The sequence below is a fragment of the Flavobacterium salmonis genome (genome assembly GCF_903819435.1).
Classification (GTDB): Bacteria; Bacteroidota; Bacteroidia; order Flavobacteriales; family Flavobacteriaceae; genus Flavobacterium; species Flavobacterium chungangense.
Window position 1 is genome coordinate 88,017 of the sequence record NZ_CAIJDP010000068.1, and the last position, 21,990, is coordinate 110,006.

13 protein-coding genes are annotated in these 21,990 nt (G+C 31.6%); 8 read left to right on the top strand and 5 right to left on the bottom strand.

Going from position 1 to position 21,990, the window contains the following annotated elements; all coding sequences use genetic code 11:
• Window positions 1-109: 109 nt before the first annotated feature.
• Complete coding sequence (locus FLACHUCJ7_RS10510; RefSeq protein ID WP_078226335.1) at window positions 110-883, top strand: carboxypeptidase-like regulatory domain-containing protein; 774 nt, start codon at window positions 110-112, stop codon at window positions 881-883.
• Window positions 884-1,179: 296 nt separating this feature from the next.
• Here FLACHUCJ7_RS10510 and FLACHUCJ7_RS10515 read toward each other — a convergent pair whose 3' ends face one another.
• Window positions 1,180-2,640 carry an aminoacyl-histidine dipeptidase gene (locus tag FLACHUCJ7_RS10515; RefSeq protein WP_180908878.1) on the bottom strand — a complete coding sequence of 487 codons (1,461 nt, stop codon included), beginning with the start codon at window positions 2,638-2,640 and terminating at the stop codon, window positions 1,180-1,182.
• 110 nt (window positions 2,641-2,750) lie between these two features.
• On the opposite strand from FLACHUCJ7_RS10515, the gene FLACHUCJ7_RS10520 reads away from it, so the two are divergent.
• Entirely contained in the window at window positions 2,751-3,812 is a 1,062-nt protein-coding gene (locus FLACHUCJ7_RS10520) for a DUF3810 domain-containing protein (RefSeq protein ID WP_180908879.1), read from the top strand.
• Between the two features lie 68 nt (window positions 3,813-3,880).
• Here the strand turns inward: FLACHUCJ7_RS10520 and FLACHUCJ7_RS10525 are convergent, their stop codons facing one another.
• Together FLACHUCJ7_RS10525 and FLACHUCJ7_RS10530 are read right to left on the bottom strand one after the other, a co-directional pair.
• The gene (locus FLACHUCJ7_RS10525) at window positions 3,881-8,398 is read right to left on the bottom strand and encodes a TonB-dependent receptor plug domain-containing protein (protein WP_180908880.1); all 4,518 of its coding nucleotides are present in this window, start codon (window positions 8,396-8,398) and stop codon (window positions 3,881-3,883) included.
• A 4-nt stretch (window positions 8,399-8,402) separates the two neighbouring features.
• Window positions 8,403-11,171: a carboxypeptidase-like regulatory domain-containing protein gene (locus FLACHUCJ7_RS10530; protein WP_180908881.1), complete on the bottom strand. Its 2,769-nt coding sequence runs from the start codon at window positions 11,169-11,171 to the stop codon at window positions 8,403-8,405.
• A gap of 150 nt (window positions 11,172-11,321) precedes the next feature.
• Here FLACHUCJ7_RS10530 and FLACHUCJ7_RS10535 point away from each other — a divergent pair, with 150 nt between their 5' ends.
• Together FLACHUCJ7_RS10535 and FLACHUCJ7_RS10540 are read left to right on the top strand one after the other, a co-directional pair.
• Window positions 11,322-11,816 carry an RNA polymerase sigma factor gene (locus FLACHUCJ7_RS10535; protein WP_078226330.1) on the top strand — a complete coding sequence of 165 codons (495 nt, stop codon included), beginning with the start codon at window positions 11,322-11,324 and terminating at the stop codon, window positions 11,814-11,816.
• 9 nt (window positions 11,817-11,825) lie between these two features.
• Window positions 11,826-12,458, top strand: a complete 633-nt coding sequence (locus FLACHUCJ7_RS10540; protein WP_031457311.1) for a hypothetical protein — start codon at window positions 11,826-11,828, stop codon at window positions 12,456-12,458.
• A gap of 95 nt (window positions 12,459-12,553) precedes the next feature.
• Here FLACHUCJ7_RS10540 and FLACHUCJ7_RS10545 read toward each other — a convergent pair whose 3' ends face one another.
• Together FLACHUCJ7_RS10545 and FLACHUCJ7_RS10550 are read right to left on the bottom strand one after the other, a co-directional pair.
• Complete coding sequence (locus tag FLACHUCJ7_RS10545; RefSeq protein ID WP_031457312.1) at window positions 12,554-13,384, bottom strand: lysophospholipid acyltransferase family protein; 831 nt, start codon at window positions 13,382-13,384, stop codon at window positions 12,554-12,556.
• A 117-nt stretch (window positions 13,385-13,501) separates the two neighbouring features.
• On the bottom strand, window positions 13,502-14,161 hold the full coding sequence (locus FLACHUCJ7_RS10550) for an NUDIX hydrolase (protein WP_078226329.1): 660 nt from the start codon (window positions 14,159-14,161) through the stop codon (window positions 13,502-13,504).
• Between the two features lie 91 nt (window positions 14,162-14,252).
• Between FLACHUCJ7_RS10550 and FLACHUCJ7_RS10555 the strand changes: the two genes are divergently transcribed.
• The 4 genes from FLACHUCJ7_RS10555 to FLACHUCJ7_RS10570 all read left to right on the top strand — a co-directional run bounded on the left by FLACHUCJ7_RS10555 (window position 14,253) and on the right by FLACHUCJ7_RS10570 (window position 21,967).
• Window positions 14,253-14,687 carry a DUF4268 domain-containing protein gene (locus FLACHUCJ7_RS10555; protein WP_180908882.1) on the top strand — a complete coding sequence of 145 codons (435 nt, stop codon included), beginning with the start codon at window positions 14,253-14,255 and terminating at the stop codon, window positions 14,685-14,687.
• A 146-nt stretch (window positions 14,688-14,833) separates the two neighbouring features.
• The gene (locus FLACHUCJ7_RS10560; RefSeq protein WP_180908883.1) at window positions 14,834-18,088 is read left to right on the top strand and encodes a toxin-antitoxin system YwqK family antitoxin; all 3,255 of its coding nucleotides are present in this window, start codon (window positions 14,834-14,836) and stop codon (window positions 18,086-18,088) included.
• Window positions 18,063-19,997 (top strand): DUF3857 domain-containing protein, encoded by a 1,935-nt coding sequence (locus tag FLACHUCJ7_RS10565; RefSeq protein ID WP_180908884.1) that lies wholly within the window; start codon window positions 18,063-18,065, stop codon window positions 19,995-19,997. Before FLACHUCJ7_RS10560 ends, FLACHUCJ7_RS10565 begins: the two co-directional genes overlap by 26 nt.
• Window positions 19,997-21,967, top strand: a complete 1,971-nt coding sequence (locus FLACHUCJ7_RS10570) for a DUF3857 domain-containing protein (RefSeq protein ID WP_180908885.1) — start codon at window positions 19,997-19,999, stop codon at window positions 21,965-21,967. Before FLACHUCJ7_RS10565 ends, FLACHUCJ7_RS10570 begins: the two co-directional genes overlap by 1 nt.
• Window positions 21,968-21,990: the final 23 nt, after the last annotated feature.

The following is a 21,990-nucleotide window of genomic DNA, read 5'->3' on the forward strand; positions in this document are numbered from 1 at the left end:
TTATATCAAATAATCTTATCAGTGCCTTTGTTAATTTTCTGATAATTATATTCCAAGACTACGAAATATTTAATCCCGATTTACTACTTTTAATGCTTTAAATCAGGATATGAAATATTTCACAGTTTTCTTTTTCACACTATTCTCAGCTATCGGTTTCGCACAGGAAACAGCATCTACTGTTCCTCAACGGGTTTCCGGTTACATTTATAACGACAATAGTAAAGAGCCTATTCCCAATGTAAATGTCATTAACACCAACAAAGTGCGTGGTGCTATGTCTGATGCAAAAGGATACTTTGAAATAGATGTTCAGGCTAACGACACCCTTCATTTTTCTATTTTAGGTTTTCAATCCCTAAGAATCAGAGTTACAAATGACTGGATAAAAAACAAAGTCACAAGAATTCAGCTTACCGAAAAAGCAATTGCTCTTGAAGAAGTTGTTATTGCTCCTTTTAGTTTAACCGGTTATCTTGAAGTGGATTCAAAATTAATTCCAACCAAAGAAAATTACCGTTATAGTATTTCCGGGCTTACACAAGGTTACGAAGCAGGTGAATATTCTCCAAACGCTTTCGGAAAAGTTTTGGGTTCTATTTTTAATCCCGCCGATATGCTCTATAACTTCTTTGGTAAAAACGGGCGAGAACTTAAGAAGCTTAAAGAAATGAGAAAAGATGATACTGTTCGAAATCTTCTGGAATCAAAATACGATCGCGAAACTGTATCTGTATTGTTAGGTGTAAGCAAGGACGAAATTCCGGAAATCCTGCATCGATGCAGTTATTCAGATGCTTTTATTCAGGAAGCAAATGATTTACAAATTATGGATGCTATCAGTGCCTGCTACGAACAATATAAGGTATTGAAACGAAATTAATTAGAAACACATATATCATCCTCAATTTTAAAAATTGGGGATTTTTTTATGTCTTTAAGGATTTTAAAAACACTACATTTACTTTAATGTTATTAATTTAATTTAAAATCAACATATTATGGCAAAGAGTCAGGATGCTAAGAAAACATCAAAAAAAGAACCGTTAAAAACGGCTAAAGAAAAAAAAGAAGAAAAGAGAGAAAAGAAAAACTCTCCTAAAAGGGATTAAATTTGATAGATACAACCGCAGTTTTCAATTCTCAGCTAACTGATTACCAAAAACTGTGGCTGTTAACTTATTTAACCGGAATATTAGAAAGGATTTCTAATACAAATTTCCAGTATTTCTGAGCAGATGAAATACTTGCTCTTTCATCCGGAGAATGTGCACCGTGAATTGTTGGCCCAAAAGAAATCATATCCATATCAGGATAATTTGTCCCTAAAATTCCACACTCTAAACCAGCATGACAAGCGACTACTTTTGGCTTTTCTCCATTTTGTTTTTCATAAATATCTTTTAAAACTTCTAATATTTCAGAATTTACATTTGGAGTCCAACCCGGGTAAGACCCTGAAAATTCAACTTCACAGCCAACCAATTCAAAAGCGGAACGCAATGCATTTGCTAAATCAAATTTTGAAGTTTCAACAGAAGAACGCGTCAAACATCCAACCAAAATTTCTCCATCTTTTACAATAACACGTGCAATATTATTGGAAGTTTCAACCAAATCAGCCATGTCGGCACTCATTCTGTAAACTCCGTTATGAGCTGCATAAATTGCTCTTATTACACCCTCCTGAACACCTAAATCCATTACTTTTTCAGGCAAATCACATTTTACGATTTCAATTGATAAGTTTGGTTCAGTTGTTTTATACTCGGCTTTAATATCATTGATAATTTCCTGCATATCAAAAATATAAGCTTCATCGAACATTTCAGAGATAATTACTTTCGCCACACTTTCTCTTGGAATCGCATTTCGTAAACTTCCACCATTAATTTCAGCAACCTGTAATCCGAAGTTTTCGAAAGCGTCAAATAATAATCGGTTCATTATTTTATTGGCATTCCCCAACCCTTTATGAATATCCATTCCTGAATGCCCGCCATTTAACCCTTTTACAGTAATAATATAACCAACAGAACCTTCCGGAACTTCTTCTTCATGATAACTTCTTGTAGCTGTTACATCAATTCCGCCCGCACATCCAATATCTATCTCATCGTCTTCTTCAGTATCCAGATTCAACAAAATCTGTCCTTGCAGGATACCGCCTTTAAGGTTTAATGCTCCCGTCATTCCGGTTTCTTCATCAATCGTAAATAAAGCTTCAATAGCAGGGTGTGGAATGCCTTTACTTTCTAATACAGCCATAATTGTAGCTACTCCAAGACCGTTATCTGCTCCAAGTGTCGTACCACGCGCACGTACCCAGTCACCATCAACATACATGTCGATTCCTTGTTTATCAAAATCAAAAATCGTATCAGCATTTTTTTGGTGCACCATGTCCAGGTGCCCCTGCATTACGATTGATTTGCGGTTTTCCATTCCCGGAGTTGCCGGTTTTCTGATGATTACATTTCGAATATCGTCTTCAAAAGTTTCTAAACCTAAACTGGCACCAAAGTTCTTCATAAACTCAATCACACGCTCTTCCTTTTTTGACGGACGCGGAACGGCATTTAAATCTGCAAATTTATTCCAAAGTGCTTTTGGCTCCAGATTTCTTATTTCCTGACTCATTATATTTTGTTTGATGTTTAACAATTAAGAGCTCCAAAGTTACAAAGTTTAAATTCTTTTTCGATACTAATTAATATTGTATTTACATTTACGTATTAAAAATATATCCCGTGAAATCAAAATACATTTTACCTTTATTTCTTTTAATTCAGATTATCTTTTTAAAAATCCTGCGGTTCTTTCCGGATTTTGTTGAAGGAGCTTACAGCAACAATTTTTACATTAGAATTTCACATTTTTCAAGAACACTTTTGGGAAGAATTCCTTTTTCTGTAGGTGATTGTATTTATGCAATTTTAATTATTTCTATAATTGGCTGGTTTTGGAAAATTAGAAAAACCTGGAAGGCACAATGGAAAGACCATCTTCTTAAAATCTTAGGCAAAGTTTCAGTTTTTTATTTTTTCTTTCATCTGCTTTGGGCATTCAATTATTACCGTGAGCCGCTTTTTCAAAAAATAGATATTAGAAAAGAATATACAGATGCTGAATTATTAGCTTTTACAAAAAGATTAATCGTTAAAACGAATGAAATTCAGTTGAAGATTACTAAAAGTGACAGCATAAAAGTAGTTTTCCCTTATTCACAAAAAGAAGTTTTTCAGATGAATTTAAACGGATACGATAATCTGTCCAAAGAACATTCTTATTTTAAATACGAAACCTTAAGTGTAAAAAAATCGCTATTCAGTATTCCTTTAACCTACATGGGTTTTGGAGGCTACCTGAATCCCTTTACCAATGAAGCTCAGGTTAATGATTTATTACCTATGTACAACTTTCCTCTTACGAGTTCTCATGAAATGGCCCATCAAATGGGTTTTGCAAGTGAAAGCGAATGTAATTTTATTGGAGTTCTGGCATCGGTTAAAAATGACAACTTATATTATCAATATTCAGGATATAGTTTTGCTCTGCGCTATTGCCTTGGAATCTGGCAATTTAAAAATGAGAAAATTTTTGAACAGTTAAAAAAACAAACGCATACAGGAATTCTAAAAAATTACAAGGAAAGTCATGATTTTTGGAAGAAATACGACACTTTTATTGACAAAGGATTTCACTTTCTTTATGACAATTTCTTAAAAACAAACAATCAAAAAGACGGAATGGAAAGCTATAGCAAGTTTATTGATTTGATGATTAATTATTATAAAGGAAAAGAGTTTTGATATTTTTCCTTTATAATAATTAATTTCAGAAAAAACTGATGAAATTTTGAAACCGTCAGTATAAATCTTTAAGGTAAAACTTCTATTTCTAAACCTGAATTCCAGTTTTTATTTTCATTTTCATAATATAAATATGCTGAAGAAGCCACTCCTTTATATTTTCCGGGAACAATTGCCTTTAAATCGATGTTGACATTCCTGGTTTCTTTACTGTCTAATTTCCTGAAATACAACACTAATTCACTATCAAATATTTCGTAATAATCGACTGTATTCTTCTCTGTAAGTTCTTTCAGCTGCCACGGCTCCGGTGTAAGTCCGCCCGGAATTCCAATTCTTACAATGGGATTTGAAACCTGGTTATTACTGCTGTTTTGAATTTCAATTTCAAGTCTTGCTGTTTCGCTTATTTTTATTGTGTTTTTCAACAGTTTTGTTTTCAAAACTAACTTACAATCTTCAGAATTATGAGGCTTATACGTTTGATATTGTACATAAAATAAATAAGGTACTGAAGCCTGATCCGGAATTTGAATAGAAAAATTATTATTGCCTGAATTTACATTTAGATTTTTCAAAATTACATTTCCTTCTTTTTCTTTTTGTGTTACGCTAATTGGCTGATTATTTAAATGTAGTATCGCATCTTTTAAAGTAGCATTATAAGAAGCAATTTTAGTATATTCTGTAATAGCTTTCAAAGCTAAGGCCGTGGCTTGTGTTGATCCAAATCCGTAAACGCTTTTTGATGACTGAATGTAATCTAACACATCCGAAACCTGTTTTGTAATCTCGCCTTCTTTCAATAAAGCAAGAGCATAAAGAGAGGCAATCTCCATACTCATCGATCTTCCGTAACTATTAATAATCGATTGTTCTGCCTTTAAATCTTTAAAGTTCTGTTTGCCTATCGCTGTTTTAATTAATTTCATCAATTGTTTATATTCTTCTTTTTTATTTAAGTTGAAAGATGTTAACGCTATCAATTCCATTCGGTATAAATCTCTGCTTTTTAAGGATTCTTTTAAAGCAGTTTCATATTGCTTGTCAAAATCTTTTTGGCCTACTTCTGATAAAACATATACGATATAAGCATTATTTACTACATATTTAATTCCTGAGAAGCCATATTTTGCCGGATTTTGATTAAACCCACCCTTATCATCTTTTCTCGAATTCAGCCATTTTAGATTCCCTTCAATAAGTTTTTTATCGATATTGATAAATTCCTTCATTTCATTAAATTGTAACAAACCATAAGCTGTTAAGGCTTCATTACCTGGATTACCTCCGTACCATTCATAACCACCTTCTTTCGATTCATAGTTTCGTAACTTTCTGTATCCAATTTCTAAGTATTTCAAAGCCCTTTCTTTAAATTCAGGCGAAATATTTCTGAACTTCAATAACTGCATTGCCATTATGTTAGGATAATTTGATGACGAAACCTGCTCAAAACAACCCGAAGGTTCACGCATCATACTTTGCAGCCCATCAAAAATTGAAGAAAACGGATTATATAACAGTTTAAATCCGGCATCTACTGAACCTGGTATCGGCTCTGTAATAGTAAAATCTGCATTATGCGATTTTGTTCCGGCAATATCGACATTCATAGGAAAACCTTTTGCATAAACAGCAATAAATTTCAGGATTTTTGTTCTGTAATTTTCTCCTACTAACGTAATTTCCAAAGGAAGTTTTTTTCCAATCGTTTTGGCCGTTATTGAAATATAAATCGTTTTCGCTTCTTTTGGTTTTAATTCTACCGACTGACTATTATCTTTTTTATCAAAATCAACTTTACAATTTAGCTTTATATTATTTTCGGAATTATTTTTTACCCAAACTGGTAGCTGTATCACATCTTCCTGCGAGGCATAAACAGGAACTTTTACATCACTTTGAATTAATTCTTTTACTGCATAAGATGTTTCTGCTCTTCCAATATCTCCTTTATAAGAAGTACCTTCACCCACTATTTTGAAAGAAGTATTATCATCAGAATTGTAAAATTCAAAATTAGCTTCGCCTTTATTATTTGTTTGTATAATTGAATTCCAATAAATACAGCTTCTAAAATCTTTTTTTTCTTCTACAATCGTTGAACCATATTTTGGGGCATAAAAATTATCTGCCTCATTAAGCTGTTTTGTACCGGATTTTAAAATGTTCTGAAAAGTGTAATTATATTTCTTTCCTAAAATAACATTTCCGGTTAGCAATTTATTCTTTGTTGTTATAATAATTACACCATAAGCTCCACCTGAACCATATATTGACGTGGCAGAAGCATCTTTTAAGATGGTAATTGATTCGATTAAGTGAGGTGACAAGTTTCCTAAAATAGACGAATTTTCATTGTTTGCATATGGAATTCCGTCTAATACGATTAAAGGCTGCCCCGATGAGCGGCTGCCGTAAATTGAAGATGTTCCCCGAATTCTAATTTTATCAGCTCCGCCAGGCTGACCGGACGCTGACGTAATTTGAACCCCTGCAACCCTTCCATTTAATGCTGAAGAAATATCCTGACGTGTGACTATAGAAACTGCACCGGTTAGCGATGATTTTCTTTGATAACCATATCCTACAACCACAACTTCATTAAGAGCATTGTTTTCTGAATCTAACAAAACCGAATTTACAACTGGTTTTGCATTTACGGCTTCACTTATAGGTTTCAAATCGTTATAACTAACCTCCAGAATATCTTTATTTGAAAGTGTGTCTTTCATTTTCAAAAAGACCTTTTCATTTGAAATCGAGTTTGTTATTGTATATTGTCGGTTGTTTTTGCTTTCGACTGCGAGATAGGCCAAATCTGAAAAAGGAATCCTATTGAATTTAAAATAACCGCTTGAATTACTTTTTGTTTCAAAAACTTTTCCTTTATCTGTAAAAAAAAGCACTTTTGCCGAAACTGGTTTTTGTTTATAATTTTGCACAAAACCTTCTACTATATTGCTTTTTTCAGGTTCGAGGTTTTGTCTCTCCAAAAGTAGTTTTTCAAGATTTTCCTGATTGTATTTTCTCCATCCGTGCGTATTTAAGAGCAAATCAATGGCTTGTTCCTTTTCTTCCACTTTTTTATTAGTATCGAAATAAAATCCCGGTTCATGGATTTTTCCTTTTAATTCTGTCCCAAGAAACATCCAGGATAAAATATTATCCTGCTTGTCATCAATATAAGTAAGCAGTTTTGAATCGACTACTGAAACTGAAATATTTGATGAAACAGGCTCATTATTTTTATCTTTTGTAACAATACCAACCTTTACTTTTTCTCTTGGTAAATAAGTTTGCTTATCAGTTTTAATTTCTATTTTAAGTCCGTTCTGGTAATTCAAAAACATAAGTCTTTCAGCCACAATTTTATCTTCAACCATTAAAGAAAATGATTGAATCCCAACCGGAAAATCTTTTGTTTTTATATTCAGTAAGTTCCAGCCCTGTTTCAAATCTAAATTAACTGCCTGATGAATTTTCGCTATATTTCGAACTAAAACTTTAGCTTCAATTGTTAAAGGAGCATAAATTTTCAGAGAAACATTTTCCGGATTCTTTACGGCATTAATAACAAAATCACTTTTTTGGGCTAATGGCAATGCTATTTTTTCTTCAGATTTGAAAGGCGAAGTAACTATTGCAAAATATTTTTTATTTTCTTCAGTTTTTAAAATCACATTTCCCATTCCGTCATGAAGGCTTTTAAATTCGGTGATTTTATTCCCTTTTTCATCTTCAATAAAACCAGCTACATCCATAGGGCGTCCAAATTCGTTTTTTGCAATAAAAAACAATGTCGAAGCTTCATTTAAAACAAAATTGCCGCTTTCTGGTAAGAACTGAAGGTCTGTAAAATTTAGATTTATAGGAATTGAACGTATTACCGATTCTTTTAAATTTTCATAATCTAGGATTAAATTTAGTATTCCGTCATTAGATTTTAAGTCATTTGGAAGTCTGAATCGTATCAATGCTTTTCCTGATTCATCTGTTTTTGCATGAAGAGAATCTATTTTTTTTCCGGCAATGAAAATGTCGTAATTAAATTCATAGTTACGGATAGGCAGGTTTTCTAAATTTTTCAATTCAAAATCAGCTTCACAAAACTCGCCTTTTCCATAGGCTTTTTTCTTAAAGTCGAGTTCCATCAAAATTCTGGGTGAAACAACCTTTTGCACAAAGAAACTTTTTTCAAAAATATTTTCTGAAGTCTGACTCTGAAGCCTGGTATACACCCTGATTTTGTACATTCCTGCAACTCCGTCATCAGGAATTTTATAAGAGCCAATAACGCTTCCATGGCTCACAGCATAGTTTTGAGTCGTTATTTTTTTATTTACACCATCAAATAAGTCGACATAAAGGTAATCGCTCAAAGTCGTTGGGCTATTATCATTTTCAGCAATGTAAACTTTAAAATAAACAGTTTCACCAGGAATATAAAGTACATTATTGAGCTGCAGATAAACCTTCTCTGTAATTGGTTTTTGGTAAACAGCGTTCCAGTCATTTTCTATATTTTGCGTTTTTACAGTCTGAAATAATAGTAAAAACAATATGTATTTTAAATTTTTCATCTGGCTAAAATTTTATGGTTAAGGACGAACCGAAGCTTCTCATCATTGGTGCATTAAAATAATCCAATCCAGCTGAATCTAAAGAGCTAAACATCGAATTACTACTGAAAGCACTCTTACTTTTGGACAAAATAAATACGTTGTTTACAAAAAATGAAAGTGTGTAATTGAATTTTTTAAGTTGATAATCAGGGTTGTTTGAATAGGACAAACTGATGGAGTTCAATCTAAAATAAGTGGCATCTTCAATACCAGTTTCTGCAACGCCGTCAATTCCGTATCTGATCCAGCGATTTTGTTCAACCGGAAGATTAACATCATAAAAGGAAACTGGTTTTGTGTTTACAGAGCCACCCTGCTTAACACCCTCAAAAACATAGTTTGTAATATTTCGCTGTTTTTCTGTCACTTCAGATTTCCCGTAATAATTTAAGGTCTGTTGGGTTCCATTCCACATTTCGCCACCCTGACTCCAATCGAATGAAAGATTAAGTGTGAATTTTTTATATTTGAATGAATTAAAAAATCCTGCAACAAAATCCGGATTTGGATCTCCTAAAATTTTCTGTTCTGAATCTTCTATCGGAAAACCATCATCGTCAATTATTATATTTTGATTATGATCTCTTAAATAACCGTTCCCTACAATAACTCCAAGCGGCTGACCAACAATATAGTTTTTATTAACATCAGCAAAACCTGCAAATGGAATTCTGTCAAGATTATTATTGAGACTAATGACTTTATTTTTATAATGACTAAAATTCAAATTGAAATTATAGGTAAAATCTCTGTCGTAAAATGTTTTTTGTATTTCAAACTCAACCCCATTTTGCTTATAATTTACATCTGGTGACCAATTAACTGTATTCAGGTTAAAATTGGGAACGTATAAATTTTCAACTCTTTTATGGTAAAAAGTGAGACTAAAATTCCATTGATAATTTAAAGCATAGGCCAAACCTAAGTTTGTATTGATTTCCTCTGTTGGAATGGCATTTTTAGGCGTTATTAGTTCTAAATTATTATGAAGTTCTTTAAATTGCCCGACATTATAACGCAAGGAATTAAAATTCAAATTATTATTCTGCAGGGAAGGCTCCACCTGGTTATAAGACTGACTAATACTAAATGACAGCTGTTCATCAAAAAGCCTTTTTATTTCTGCCGAAGCCAGAAAGTTGGGCATAAACTTTCCTTTTACGGTTGAAGAATAATTAAGGTTCGTATTCGCTTTTAAGACCAATTCGTCATAATAAGAAAGAATATCCCGAAAAGTATAGGATATGTTAGCGTTATAAAAAATTTCAAATCGCTGCTGAACAACATTTATTTTATTTTGATTCAAACCGCTCTCAGGAAAGTCATCTGGAGATGTAAATCCGGTAAAATAATTTCTCTCTAAGTTTCTCTCCTGAAACCTGAAATCGATTTTTGTTTCTACAAATCGATGAGTATCAATAGTACGGTTAAAAACATCTGAAACTGAAAAATTGGTAAATCTTTCTGTTCTCTTATTAAAATTGGGTGCGGCAATTCCGGCAAAATAAAAGTCCTGACCATTTGTATTTGTAATTTCAGAAGATTGAAAACCGGTATTTATAATATTCGAATTTTTAAGTTTGGCATATTTATGATTAAAATTGAACGAGATTGTTTTACTTTTATTTTTATCTACATCATTCAAAATCAAATAATATGGATTGTTTTCAGACGCAGCATAACTCCGCTGTAAACCATTTGTTAATGTCGAAGCAAAATTATTATCAAAATGAACAGGCGTAATGGCATTGGCAAAAACAATCTTATTTACTATAAAATTTGAATTGGGAAGATTGTTTTCGAAATCATCATAAGATAAAATAGTTTCAATTTTACTGTATTTAGAAACGTTTCTAAAATATTTAAGAGAAGCAGCAATTTCATTATTTCTACTCGTTGGAATCGTGATTCTGCCTGTTTTATACACAAAATTTATTTTCATAAAATTCCCCTTTGGTCCTTCAATTTGAGTGTTTAGCAAATATTTATTATCAACTGTATTTTTAAAAAAATCGTTTGGATTATAAAGCTGTACTGAATTTCCATTACCTAACGTCTTGTTTACAATATTTCCCTGTGGATAATATTCTGAAGGATTGCCGGAATATTCTAAAGAATTTATATTAGGTCCCCAGCTGAAAATTTCATTTGTTTCGGGAGACTGATATAATAACTGCCCATTCTGGCTTTTTCCCTGCGCATATGTTTTTTGATAATTTGGCATTCGAATTGGAGATGAAACAACTAATTCCTGAGTTGCCTCAAAAGACAATTTATGATACTGACTTTTATATTTCAAGTTATAAAGCCCATCAGCACTTCTGTCTATTTTCATTAAATACCCCTCTCCCATTCCTTCCCAAAGGCTAAAATCAAAAATCCCTGAAGGTTCAGAAATTTTAACGGAATCTGTTGGTTTCTTTAATTTGTTAGTATAATCATCATTTAAAACAGGCTCTACCGTCTGATCATTTTTTTGAACATTTAGACTTGTAACCTTAATGATTTTAGGTTTCATTCCGATAAAAGAAATTTTCAATTGTTCACCAATTTTAACCTCGATGGCGTAATTTCCGTCAAAATCAGAAGTCGTACATCTTGAAGTGTTCATCACACAAATTGAAGCACCGGGAACAGGAATACCGTTTTCACTTACATTACCGTAATACAAATTCTGCGAGAATCCGGATGCTGTAACAAAAAAAAAGGCTAATAGTAGTATTGGTTTCATAAAATTGGCTTTTATATAGAGAGAGTGTTTGAGGCTAAAAGGTTGGAAAGAAAAATAAAAATTATTAGATTGATCCTAAAATTATATTTTAATCTTAATTATTTTTATTTTCACACTGTAACAAAATACCATTATCCCTACTAATACAACATGAGCGAAAACCTAGAACAGTCATTTGTTGTGCAATTACAGGCAAACCAGAATATAATCCATAAGATTTGTAGGTTATATACTGCCGGCGAAGATGCCCATAAAGACTTGTTTCAGGAAATTACAATTCAGCTCTGGAAAGCGTATCCTAAATTTAGGGGAGACAGCAAATTTTCGACCTGGGCTTATCGTGTTGCTTTAAATACTGCCATTACCCTATACAGAAAAACCAAACGAACCGTATCGACTGTAGAATATGAAAGCCATCAGCATTTTGTAAAAGATGTTGACTACAATTATGAAGAGGAAGAACAGATTAAACTGATGTACAAAGCAGTATATCAGCTAAATGACATTGAAAAAGCATTGGTTTTTATGTTTCTGGAAGACAAAGATTATCAGGAAATAGCCGAAACATTAGGTATTAGTGAAGTGAATGCCCGTGTGAAAATGAACCGAATTAAAGGCAAACTTAAAAAAATATTAAATCCTTAAAATACCACCATGAAAGAACTGGATTTATTAAAAAAAGACTGGAAAAAGAACGCGGATTCTTTTGAACAAATTTCTGAGAAAGAAATCTACAAAATGATTCACAAAAAATCATCTTCAACCGTAAAGTGGATTTTGATTATCAGTATTTTGGAAGTACTGTTTTGGACTGCTTCAAATTATTTTTCGAATATTGATGATATTCTCAAAAAAATAAATCATCCTGAAATTATACTTTATATGGAAGTCTTGATGTACTTTAATTATGCTGTTGTTTTAATTTTTATTTATTTCTTCTATAAAAATTATAAAACAATTTCCACAACAGTATCAACGAAGTTGTTAATGAGCAGTATTCTAAAAACCAGAAGAACGGTTCAGTATTATGTTTGGTACAACCTGGCAATGATCGTTGTTTCTTCAGTATTAAGTTTCTTTATTGGATATGTTTACAATCCTGACATGGCAATCATTAGAGATAAATTAGCATTAAACGGCAAAGCAATGTTGTTTTCCATACTTGCTTTGGTTTTACTTACTTTAGTGTTTTTCGGGATGTTCTGGTGTATTTACAGACTTCTATACGGAACTTTATTACGTAGATTACATGCTAATTACAAAGAGCTAAAGAAAATTGATTTTTAATATTTAAATTACTAAAATTCTAAAGGAAATTGCCTGAATTTTCATTAAAATTCTACTGCCGTTAAACTGAAATTAAACTTGAAACTTTTAAAAATCTAATTTTCGTTTTCTGAAGCCTTATAACTCCATCTTCTCATTTCATTAAGTTCTTCCTGGACTTTTAATTCTTCTGCCGGGATAACTTTTAAAAATGATGGATGCTGTTCTATTGCATATTCTACTTTTTCAACAATTTCTTCAATAGTATCATTTTCATAATCAATCTCAAGAGGCTCTTTGATAATAAATGATTGCAGAATATTTTTCTTTTTCATTCGAAGGCCTTTTTTATCAAATGAACGGCGAAACCCATCAATAACAATTGGTATTACAATAGGTTTATGCTGCTTGATAATGTGTGCAGTACCTTTACGAACAGGTTTAAACGATTTTGTAGTACCCTGTGGAAATGTGATTACCCAGCCATCTTCAAGAGCGATTCTAATGTTTTCAGTATCATTTGGATTAACATCACGCTTTTCAGTTACGTCCACTCCTTTTGAGCGCCAGGTTCTTTCTACGGTAATTGCTCCCACGTAGGCTAAAATTCTTGGCAGTAAACCAGCCTGCATCGTTTCTTTGGCCGCAACATAGTAAATATTCATTTTTGGCTGCCATAAATACCCAATATTTTTAATATTATCCTGGCGACCACTTAAGCTTGCATTAAAAACATGGAACATCGCTACCACATCGGCAAAATAGGTCTGATGGTTGGATATAAACAAAACATTCGTATCAGGTAATGATTTAATTATTTCAGATCCATCAATCTGCAAATCATTAAAACCTCTATATCGTCTGTGTGTCATGGCGCCCAAAATGCGGATTAACCATTTTTTAATAAATAATATATGTCCAAAAGGATTTCGTTTAAACAATCCCATAGCAGTGAATTATGTGTTTTTGTTAAGGCGCAAACATACAAAAATTATTTTTCTGGAAATTTTCATAAACATTTTCAAAAATAAACAGTTATAATAATGAATATCAAATCATTAAATTTACGTTTTTAAATCTTTTTTTTCAAAAGTAATTTTCAAAACTTCTCTTAATTCACTTAATATCATCGCCGTTGCTCCCCAAACTACATGATTTTGAATATTAAATGCAGGAACTGAAATATTAGTGGCATATGAGGTTGATAGTGTGGCCTCAATTATAATTTCATCATTTAAAAAAACTGAAAGCGGGAGTTCTATAATATCTGCTACCTCTCTGATATCAGGGTAAAATGAAAGTTCTTGTGATGAAATTCCTAAAAAGGGATGTACTAAAAAATTACTTGGCGGAATATACATTGGTGTAAATTGCTTAATAATCTCTATTTTTTCAGATGAGATTCCTACTTCTTCGTGTGTTTCGCGCAAAGCCGTTTCACGAAAATCAGCATCTGAAATTTCATACTTACCACCCGGAAAAGCAATTTGAGAAGAGTGCACGCCATTATAAGCATTACGAACAATTAAAACCAAATGTGTTTTATCATCTTTAGGATATAACAACATCATAACGGCTGCAATTCTTGGTTTTTTGGTTGATAAATCAAGGTTTTTCATTAACTGAATCCTTTCTAAAGGAGCCATTTTTACATGTGCTTTATCAGCCGGAAGTTCAACCGGAATTAATTTAGGAACATATTGCAAAAAATCTTGAAAATCCATAATCAAAGTTTATTTTTGTACTTTCAAATAAATTATAAATATAGCCCAGAAAACGCGTTTTCACAAGTTTTCTAAAACCAAAACCCTGAAAATGTACAGCAGAGAAGAATCACAAAAACTAAAAAGAGAATTCTGGGTGGCTTTTGCCGAAAAGTATCCTAGAAAATGGGTACTTTATGATACCAAGATCAAAGACTTTTCCTTTAAATTTTATGTAGACAATAAAAAAGCGCAAGTTTTAATTGATATAGAACAAAGAAGCGATGAGAAACGAATTGCTTATTTTAAAAAATTAGAAGCTCTAAAAAACATCCTGAATGAAGAGTTCATTAAAGATTTGGTTTTCGAAAAAAACTATACTCTGGAAAGCGGCAAGACCATTAGCAGAATCTGGGTTGAAAAATCCGGAGTTGGCTTTAGCAATCGCAACAACTGGGATATTATTTTTGATTTCTTTTTCGAAAAAATGAATGCTCTGGAAATGTTTTATTTAGAATATGATGAATTTATCAAGGATATTGATTAGACTAAATTAAGAATATTTAATATTTTAACGCTTTATTCTTAAGTATCATTACATCTTAAGAGTATGCGAAAATAATTAATAAAGAAATACCTATAATTGATTCAGGTTTATCCAAAATTTTTATATTTGAAAAACCTAAATTCATAATGAAAAAACTTTTATTGGTGTTTTTTTTAGTTTCATTTTCAAAAAACTATGCACAAACTGATTACGCTTCTGTATACAATAGTGAGTCTATAATTAGCAAAGGTGCCAGCCTGCACGATGATAAAAAATATGACGAAGCCTTAAAAGAATATTACAAAATCAGTAAAACAGATCCTAAATATCTAAATGCTCAGTACGAAATAGGTTTAACACTCTCTGCTCAAGATAAAAAAAGTGAACTCAAAACATTCTTAGAAGATTTATATTCTAAAGGAAAAATGGCTGAATATCCTGATTTATACAGGATGTATGCTATATTTTTAAGCGATGAAAAAGAATATGAATCTTCTGAAAAAATTTTTAAAGAAGGCGAAAAATATTTACCCTATTCATCTACATTTCTGTATAATTACGCAATACTATACATCCGTAAAAAGGAAAATCAAAAAGCGCTTGACCTGCTTAAAAGAGTTGTTACAAACAACCCAAATCATGCACAGTCACATTATTTATTAGGTATAATGGCTTTTGAAAACGGAAAAATAACCGAAGGCACCCTTGCCTTAATGAGCTATCTTGCCATTGCCCCAACAGGACAATATGCTAATGAGGCAATTATGAATCTAAATGCCAATTTTGGCCAAAATTACCTTAACGAAAACAAATTAGTTTTTTCAAAATCCGGTGATAACTTTGAAGATATTGAAACCATTTTAAGAAATCAATTACCATTAAAAAAGGTCTACAAAATTAAGTCGGGTATCGATGACAAAATAACACGCCAGGTCCAGGCCATTGCCGAATATGCAACAGAACATAAAATGGGGGACGGATTCTTTGAAACAACTTACATTCCGTGGGTGAAAAGCCTTGTTGAAAAAAATCAGCTGGAGGGCTACTCTTACTACAGTCTACTTTCTATGGAAGATAAACTTGGAAAAGAACTGAACAAGCAAAAGAAAAAAATTACTTCTTTCCGTGACGATTATTTGCTAAAAGATTTCTGGTCTGTTTTTGCAAAAAGAAAACTGGATATTTTTGGAAATACAGAGGATGTAGTCGTTACCATCAGAAATGAAAAACCTTTTATAATTGGTCCTCAAATAAATGGAGAGTTTCATGGCAAATGTAAATACGTAAATGTCTACGGAAATTTAGGTGGAGAACTAAATTTTAAAAATGGACTTCTTGATGGCCAGCAAAAATATTATAATGAAAAAGGAATGTTGAATGAAGAAAAATATTTTACCGCAGGAAAATTAGATGGAAAAAGGACTACTTATTATGAAAATGGAAATTTAGCTCTAATTGAAAATTATAAAGATGACAAACTTGATGGAATTAGTACTTCCTACTATCCAAATGGAGGTAAAAACTGTGAAATAAATTTTACTAATGGCGAACGTAACGGTACTTTTATCTGCTTATACGAAACAGGAACCAAAAAAACCGAAATTGATATTACTGATGGAAAACTGAGTGGAAAGTATAACTCTTACAATGAGTCAGGAGCTTTAACAGAAACTTATAATTGCTTAAATGATAAGATTGAAGGCAACTATTTACAATACTTTGATGGTAAACTTGTAAAATCTGAAGCTGTTTATAAAAATGGTGTTATCGATGGAATTTACAAATCTTACTACGCAAATTCAACTTTAGAAAAAGAAAATATTTATACTTCAGGCAATATTACCAAATCAAGCGAGTATTTTGAAAATGGCAAAAAATCATATGAAAGTTTTTATAATGACAAAGGAGAATTAGAAACATATGATTGTTTTGATAATGACGGAAATAAATATTTTGAAGAGAAATATAAATCCGGAGAGTTAAAGTCTGGTCTGCAGTTTACTTCAAATTCACCAAAAGGAACAGAAATAAATCTGACCAAAAAAAGTTTTGAAACTAAAAATTTTGATGGTTCGCTCAAAGTAAAAGGTGCTTTTGAAAAGGGAAAAAGAACGGGCGAATGGAATTATTTATACTCCTCAGGGATTACTAGCCTAAATGAATCATATGTTAATGGAAAGACAAATGGCATCAGCACAAATTACCTCTTAAATGGTGATTTATCAAGCAAATATAACTCCACTAACGATACCATAAGCGGACGCTATGAAACTTATGATGGAAATAAAGTAAATCAAATTTATAACTACGAAAAAGGAGAACAAAACGGACCATTTCAAACTTTTTATCCTGACGGAAAAGTCAGTACTGAAGGATTTATGGCTGCTAATGATGTTGTCTCTGACAAATTTATATACACTCAAAGTGGAAACATCTCTATTATTGAGCATTATATAAACAGCTATATGGTAAATCGCAAAACTTTCGATACCAAAGGAAAACTTGAAAATGAAATTGATTACAAAAACAAAACCGAAAAATTTACTTTATCATTTCAAAATGGGGCTTACATCAAAAATTATGAAATGACAAATGGTATTTTGAATGGTAAATTTAGTGCATTAGATAAATTTAAAACTAAAATAACTGAAGCTGAATATATAAACGGAAAAGTCCATAATTTATATAAAACATATAGCCCCGTTGGCAGTCTTCTTTCAGAGAGAAACTACTATTGCGGTAAATTAAACGGGCAAAGCAAACATTACGATTACGCCGGAAATCTAAGGATTACAGAAGAATATCTTTTTGGAGTTGAAAATGGAAAAACGATTCGTTACTATAACAACAAATCCAAAATGATGGAATACTCATCAGTAAACGGCTCTATTGAGGGCGAAACCATTTACTATAATCAAAAAGGAGAAGCCTTAGTAATCATTGGCTATCAAAACAATATCCCAAGATATTTTATCCGAAAGAACAAAACAGGAGAGTTGAATGAAAAGGTAACTATTGAAAAACAAACTTCAGAAATTACATCTTCTTACCCTAATGGAAAAATTGCAATTCAGTTTACTTTAGATAAAGGAAGCATAAACGGTAAATTTATCATCAATAATATAGAGGGTAAACCTGAATATGAATGTACCTACAAAAACAACAATTTAGAAGGTGAAAGAACTGAATACTACGCAAATGGCAAACCATCTAAAAAAGAAAACTTTGTTAATAATGGATTTGATGGTAAACAATTATACTTCAAAGAAGATGGAATGCTTATTGCCGATTTATCATTTAGAAATGACGAATTACACGGAAATTCTTTGATTTACAGTGCCGGAAAACTTACACAAACAAAAAAATATGATTCAGATGAATTGGTCGAAATTATTAAATAAAACTTTTTTTCTGACTGCATTCTTCGCTTTAAATTCTATTTTGGCAATTGCACAAAAATCGTTTCAGGATATTAAAAACCTGTATCCGGACTATAATGAAATCATTTTGCAAAACGCTGAAGTATATGATATTTCTATTGAAAATAACGGCTTAAAAATTATACAGGACAATCATTATGAGTCAATGGTTTTGACCCAAAACGGAATATTTAATAACAAAGAATCCTTTTCTTATTCTGATTTAATTTTATTGAAAAACTATGATGCGTATACCGTTATTAATGAAAATGGGAAAGAAAAAAAGATAAAGGTAACCCAGACCATTGAAAAACAGTCACAACAAAGTTCTGTTTTTTATAATGATGTAAAAGAACGCCAGCTTACGTTTCCGAACATAGAAACAGGAGCAAAAAAAGTATACGAATATCAAACACAGTTTTTAGATCCGCATCTGCTTCACAAATTTATATTTGGTGATGCTATACCTATACAAAATTCTTCTTTGGAAATCAGGGCTGACAAAAACATTGTTATTGATTATAAAATTTTTAATGATCCTAATCAAACTATTTCTTATTCAAAGACTGAAAAAAAGGGAAAATGGATTCATAAATGGACCTTATCTGATATAAAGCCTGCTAAATACGAAGAAAATGCACCAGGCTATTTGTATATAGTACCTCATATCAATTTCTATATAAAAGAATACACAATAGACAACAAAACAACTCCGGTTTTGGGAGATATTCCTGAGCTTTATAATTATTATCAACAGTTTGTAAAAAACTTAAACAAAAAAGAAGATCCGGAGTTAAAAGCACTGTCTTTGGAAATTACCAAAGACAAAAAAACGGATGAAGAAAAAATTAAAACTATTTTTTATTGGGTCAAAGAAAACATCAAATATATTGCTTTTGAAAATGGATACGAAGGTTTTATTCCGCGTGAAGCCAGTTTGGTATTCGAAAGAAAGTTTGGAGATTGTAAAGATATGGGCAATATTATTTCGTGTATGGCACTATATGCAGATGTGAAAAATGTTACCATTGCCTGGATTGGTACACGAAGTATTCCATATTCGTATAATGATTTGGCGACACCTTCAGTTGATAATCATATGATTGCTGTCTTTAAAAAGGGTGATGAGTACATCTTTTTAGATGCAACTGATAAAGAAACCCGATACGGAATTCCAACGGCTTTTATACAAGGAAAAGAAGTTCTTTTTAGTGAAAATAGTCAATACAAGATTTATCCGGTACCGGTCGTTCCTGCTAATCAAAACGAAATTAGGGAAACAATAAATTTAAAAATTGAAAACAGCAAACTGAGCGGATCTGCAAAGATGGAGCGTTACGGTTACAACCGAAGCCATACTTTAATGCAAATTGGCGATGCCGCAAATAAAGCGCGTCGTGAAATGATCAAATCTCTGGTTTTAAAAGGAAATAATAAATTCGATTTAAAAGATTTTAAAGAAGAAAATCTAACTGATAAAGATTTACCGTATGCAATTGATTACAATTTTGACCTTGATAATTATATCGTAAAAGTGGATAAAGAAATTTATGTGAATTTGTTTTTAGATAAATTTTTAGAAAAGGCAATCATTGCAAAAGACCGCGTTTCGCAATATGAATTTGAATATCTGACGCAATTTACAACACAATATACTTTAGAAATTCCTAAAAACTACAGTATAAAATATCTGCCTAAAAACTTTGATCTGGATAACAATTATATAAAAGCTCATTTTACATATGAACTAAAAAATAATATTCTGTATCTAAATATCAGCTTAATACAAAAAAAATTATTACTTAATAAAAACGATTTTGACCCCTGGAACGAGGCAATCAAAAAACTAAAAACTAATTATAACGAAACCATAATTTTACTCGAAAAATAATGAAAAAACAATTCCTAAAAAAGTTCCTCAGCTTTATTACAATCCTAAGCACATCTGTTTTTTTTGCTCAGGATTATAGTTTTAAAACCTATGACTGGAACGAAAAAGACACCAAAATTGACGTCCCAAAAAAATATGCAGATGAGAAGGAAATTTTCTTAAACCGTACATTAAAAATAGAAATTATTGTAGATAAAAATACGGCAACCCAATACCGCTTAATACACGAAAAAAAATATATTAATTCTGATGATGCTATAGAACGCAATAACAAAGTTTACATCCCATTTGGCAATCAGGAGAATATTCTGACTACTAAAGTACGTGTGATCTTAAAAAATGGAAAGGTCATTAATTTGGACAAAAAAGATATTAAAGAAGAAGTTGATGAGGAAAAAGGTATGAAATACAACTATTTTGCTCTTAACGGTCTTGAAAAGGGAGCTGTCATAGAAAAACTATATGTAATAGAAGAGGCTCCTGATTTAAATGGGAATACCATTAAAATGCAGGATCAATACCCAATTGCCGAATTTAATTTTGATTTGATTACACCCGTGCATCTAATTTTCAAAACTAAATCATACAATGGTTTAAGTGAACCGGTTTTAGATGAAAATAAGCTGGAAAACAAAAAGGTTCTGAGCATATCTGAAAAAGATATAGCAGCTTTAAAAGACGATGAAGAATATTCGAATTGGGATGTCAGATTAAAACTTTTCCGTTATAAATTGGACCAGAATCTATACTCCGGTGCTAAAAATCTGAATAACTTTAAAGAATATGCAACCAATACTTATGAGCGAATCAATCCGGTTTTAGATAAAAAACAAGAAAAAGCAATTGCAGCATTCTGTAAATCTATTCCTGAATCAAAAGATCCTCAGGAGCAAATTTGGAATATTGAGAACAAGATTAAAAAAACAATTATTTATGACAAGTATACAGACTCAAAACCATCTTTGAGTGATGTTATCAATACAAAGCAGGCGAATAGTCTGGATATTATAAAATTATATACCGCAGTTTTTAAATACTTTAAAATAGAACAAAATATTGTTTTCACTTCAAACCGATATAAAATTCCTTTTGACAAAGACTTTGAAAGTCACGAAAATCTTAACGAGTTTTTATTTTATTTCCCAGGTATAAAAAAATACCTTACCCCAACTGAAATAGAATATCGTTTACCCCTATTTCCAAATTATTTAGGAAACAACAATGGATTATTCATAAAAGAGAAAATTTTTGCAGGTGTTCCGATGGGGATTGGAGAAGTAAATTTTATCGAAATTCCAGGGACTGAAATTACGCATGACTATATGGATATTACTGTCGATTTTACACAAGATATTGAAAACCCTTTGGTTACAAGTAATATGACTTATGGAGGGTATTCCGGATTAAATTTCCAACCTATAAAAGACTTTGTGTCCGCTGATCAGTACAGAACAATGCTTAAAAATATTTCTGAAAATTATACTTTACAAAGCGAATACAAAACACTTACTACTGAAAATGACGGAACTGAGTTTATTGGCAAAAAACCTTATAAACTAAACCTAACTTTTGATGGTAAAGATATGATACAGAAAGCAGGGCCAAATTATTTATTTTCTGTAGGACAGACTATTGGAAGACAAATGGAACTTTATCAAAAAGACAAACGTATACTTCCTATAGAAATTCATTATCCGCATTACTATACCAGAAAAATTAAAATTATATTACCGGAAGGGGCAACAATTAAAAATCTGGACAAATTTGTAATGAATTTCAAAACTGACCTTGATGGTAAAACTGAGGCTGCTTTTACCAGTAATTACACTCAAAACAAGAATGAAATTACGGTTGAAAACACAGAATTTTATAACCTTATAAATTATCCTCTAGCCAGTTTTGAACAATACAAATCAGTTATTAATGCAGCTGCCGATTTTAATAAAATAGTAGTTATTGTTTCTAAGTAAATACTGAAAATAATTATATAAAA

Bases quoted from the DNA above. Each gene is read 5' to 3' on its own strand.
- FLACHUCJ7_RS10540 (WP_031457311.1), top strand. From the start codon at position 11,826: ATGAAAGAACTGGATTTATTAAAAAAAGACTGGAAAAAGAACGCGGAT.
- FLACHUCJ7_RS10530 (WP_180908881.1), bottom strand. From the start codon at position 11,171: ATGAAACCAATACTACTATTAGCCTTTTTTTTTGTTACAGCATCCGGA.
- FLACHUCJ7_RS10570 (WP_180908885.1), top strand. From the start codon at position 19,997: ATGAAAAAACAATTCCTAAAAAAGTTCCTCAGCTTTATTACAATCCTA.
- FLACHUCJ7_RS10555 (WP_180908882.1), top strand. From the start codon at position 14,253: ATGTACAGCAGAGAAGAATCACAAAAACTAAAAAGAGAATTCTGGGTG.
- FLACHUCJ7_RS10515 (WP_180908878.1), bottom strand. From the start codon at position 2,640: ATGAGTCAGGAAATAAGAAATCTGGAGCCAAAAGCACTTTGGAATAAA.
- FLACHUCJ7_RS10510 (WP_078226335.1), top strand. From the start codon at position 110: ATGAAATATTTCACAGTTTTCTTTTTCACACTATTCTCAGCTATCGGT.
- FLACHUCJ7_RS10550 (WP_078226329.1), bottom strand. From the start codon at position 14,161: ATGGATTTTCAAGATTTTTTGCAATATGTTCCTAAATTAATTCCGGTT.
- FLACHUCJ7_RS10545 (WP_031457312.1), bottom strand. From the start codon at position 13,384: ATGGGATTGTTTAAACGAAATCCTTTTGGACATATATTATTTATTAAA.
- FLACHUCJ7_RS10560 (WP_180908883.1), top strand. From the start codon at position 14,834: ATGAAAAAACTTTTATTGGTGTTTTTTTTAGTTTCATTTTCAAAAAAC.
- FLACHUCJ7_RS10565 (WP_180908884.1), top strand. From the start codon at position 18,063: ATGAATTGGTCGAAATTATTAAATAAAACTTTTTTTCTGACTGCATTC.
- FLACHUCJ7_RS10535 (WP_078226330.1), top strand. From the start codon at position 11,322: ATGAGCGAAAACCTAGAACAGTCATTTGTTGTGCAATTACAGGCAAAC.
- FLACHUCJ7_RS10525 (WP_180908880.1), bottom strand. From the start codon at position 8,398: ATGAAAAATTTAAAATACATATTGTTTTTACTATTATTTCAGACTGTA.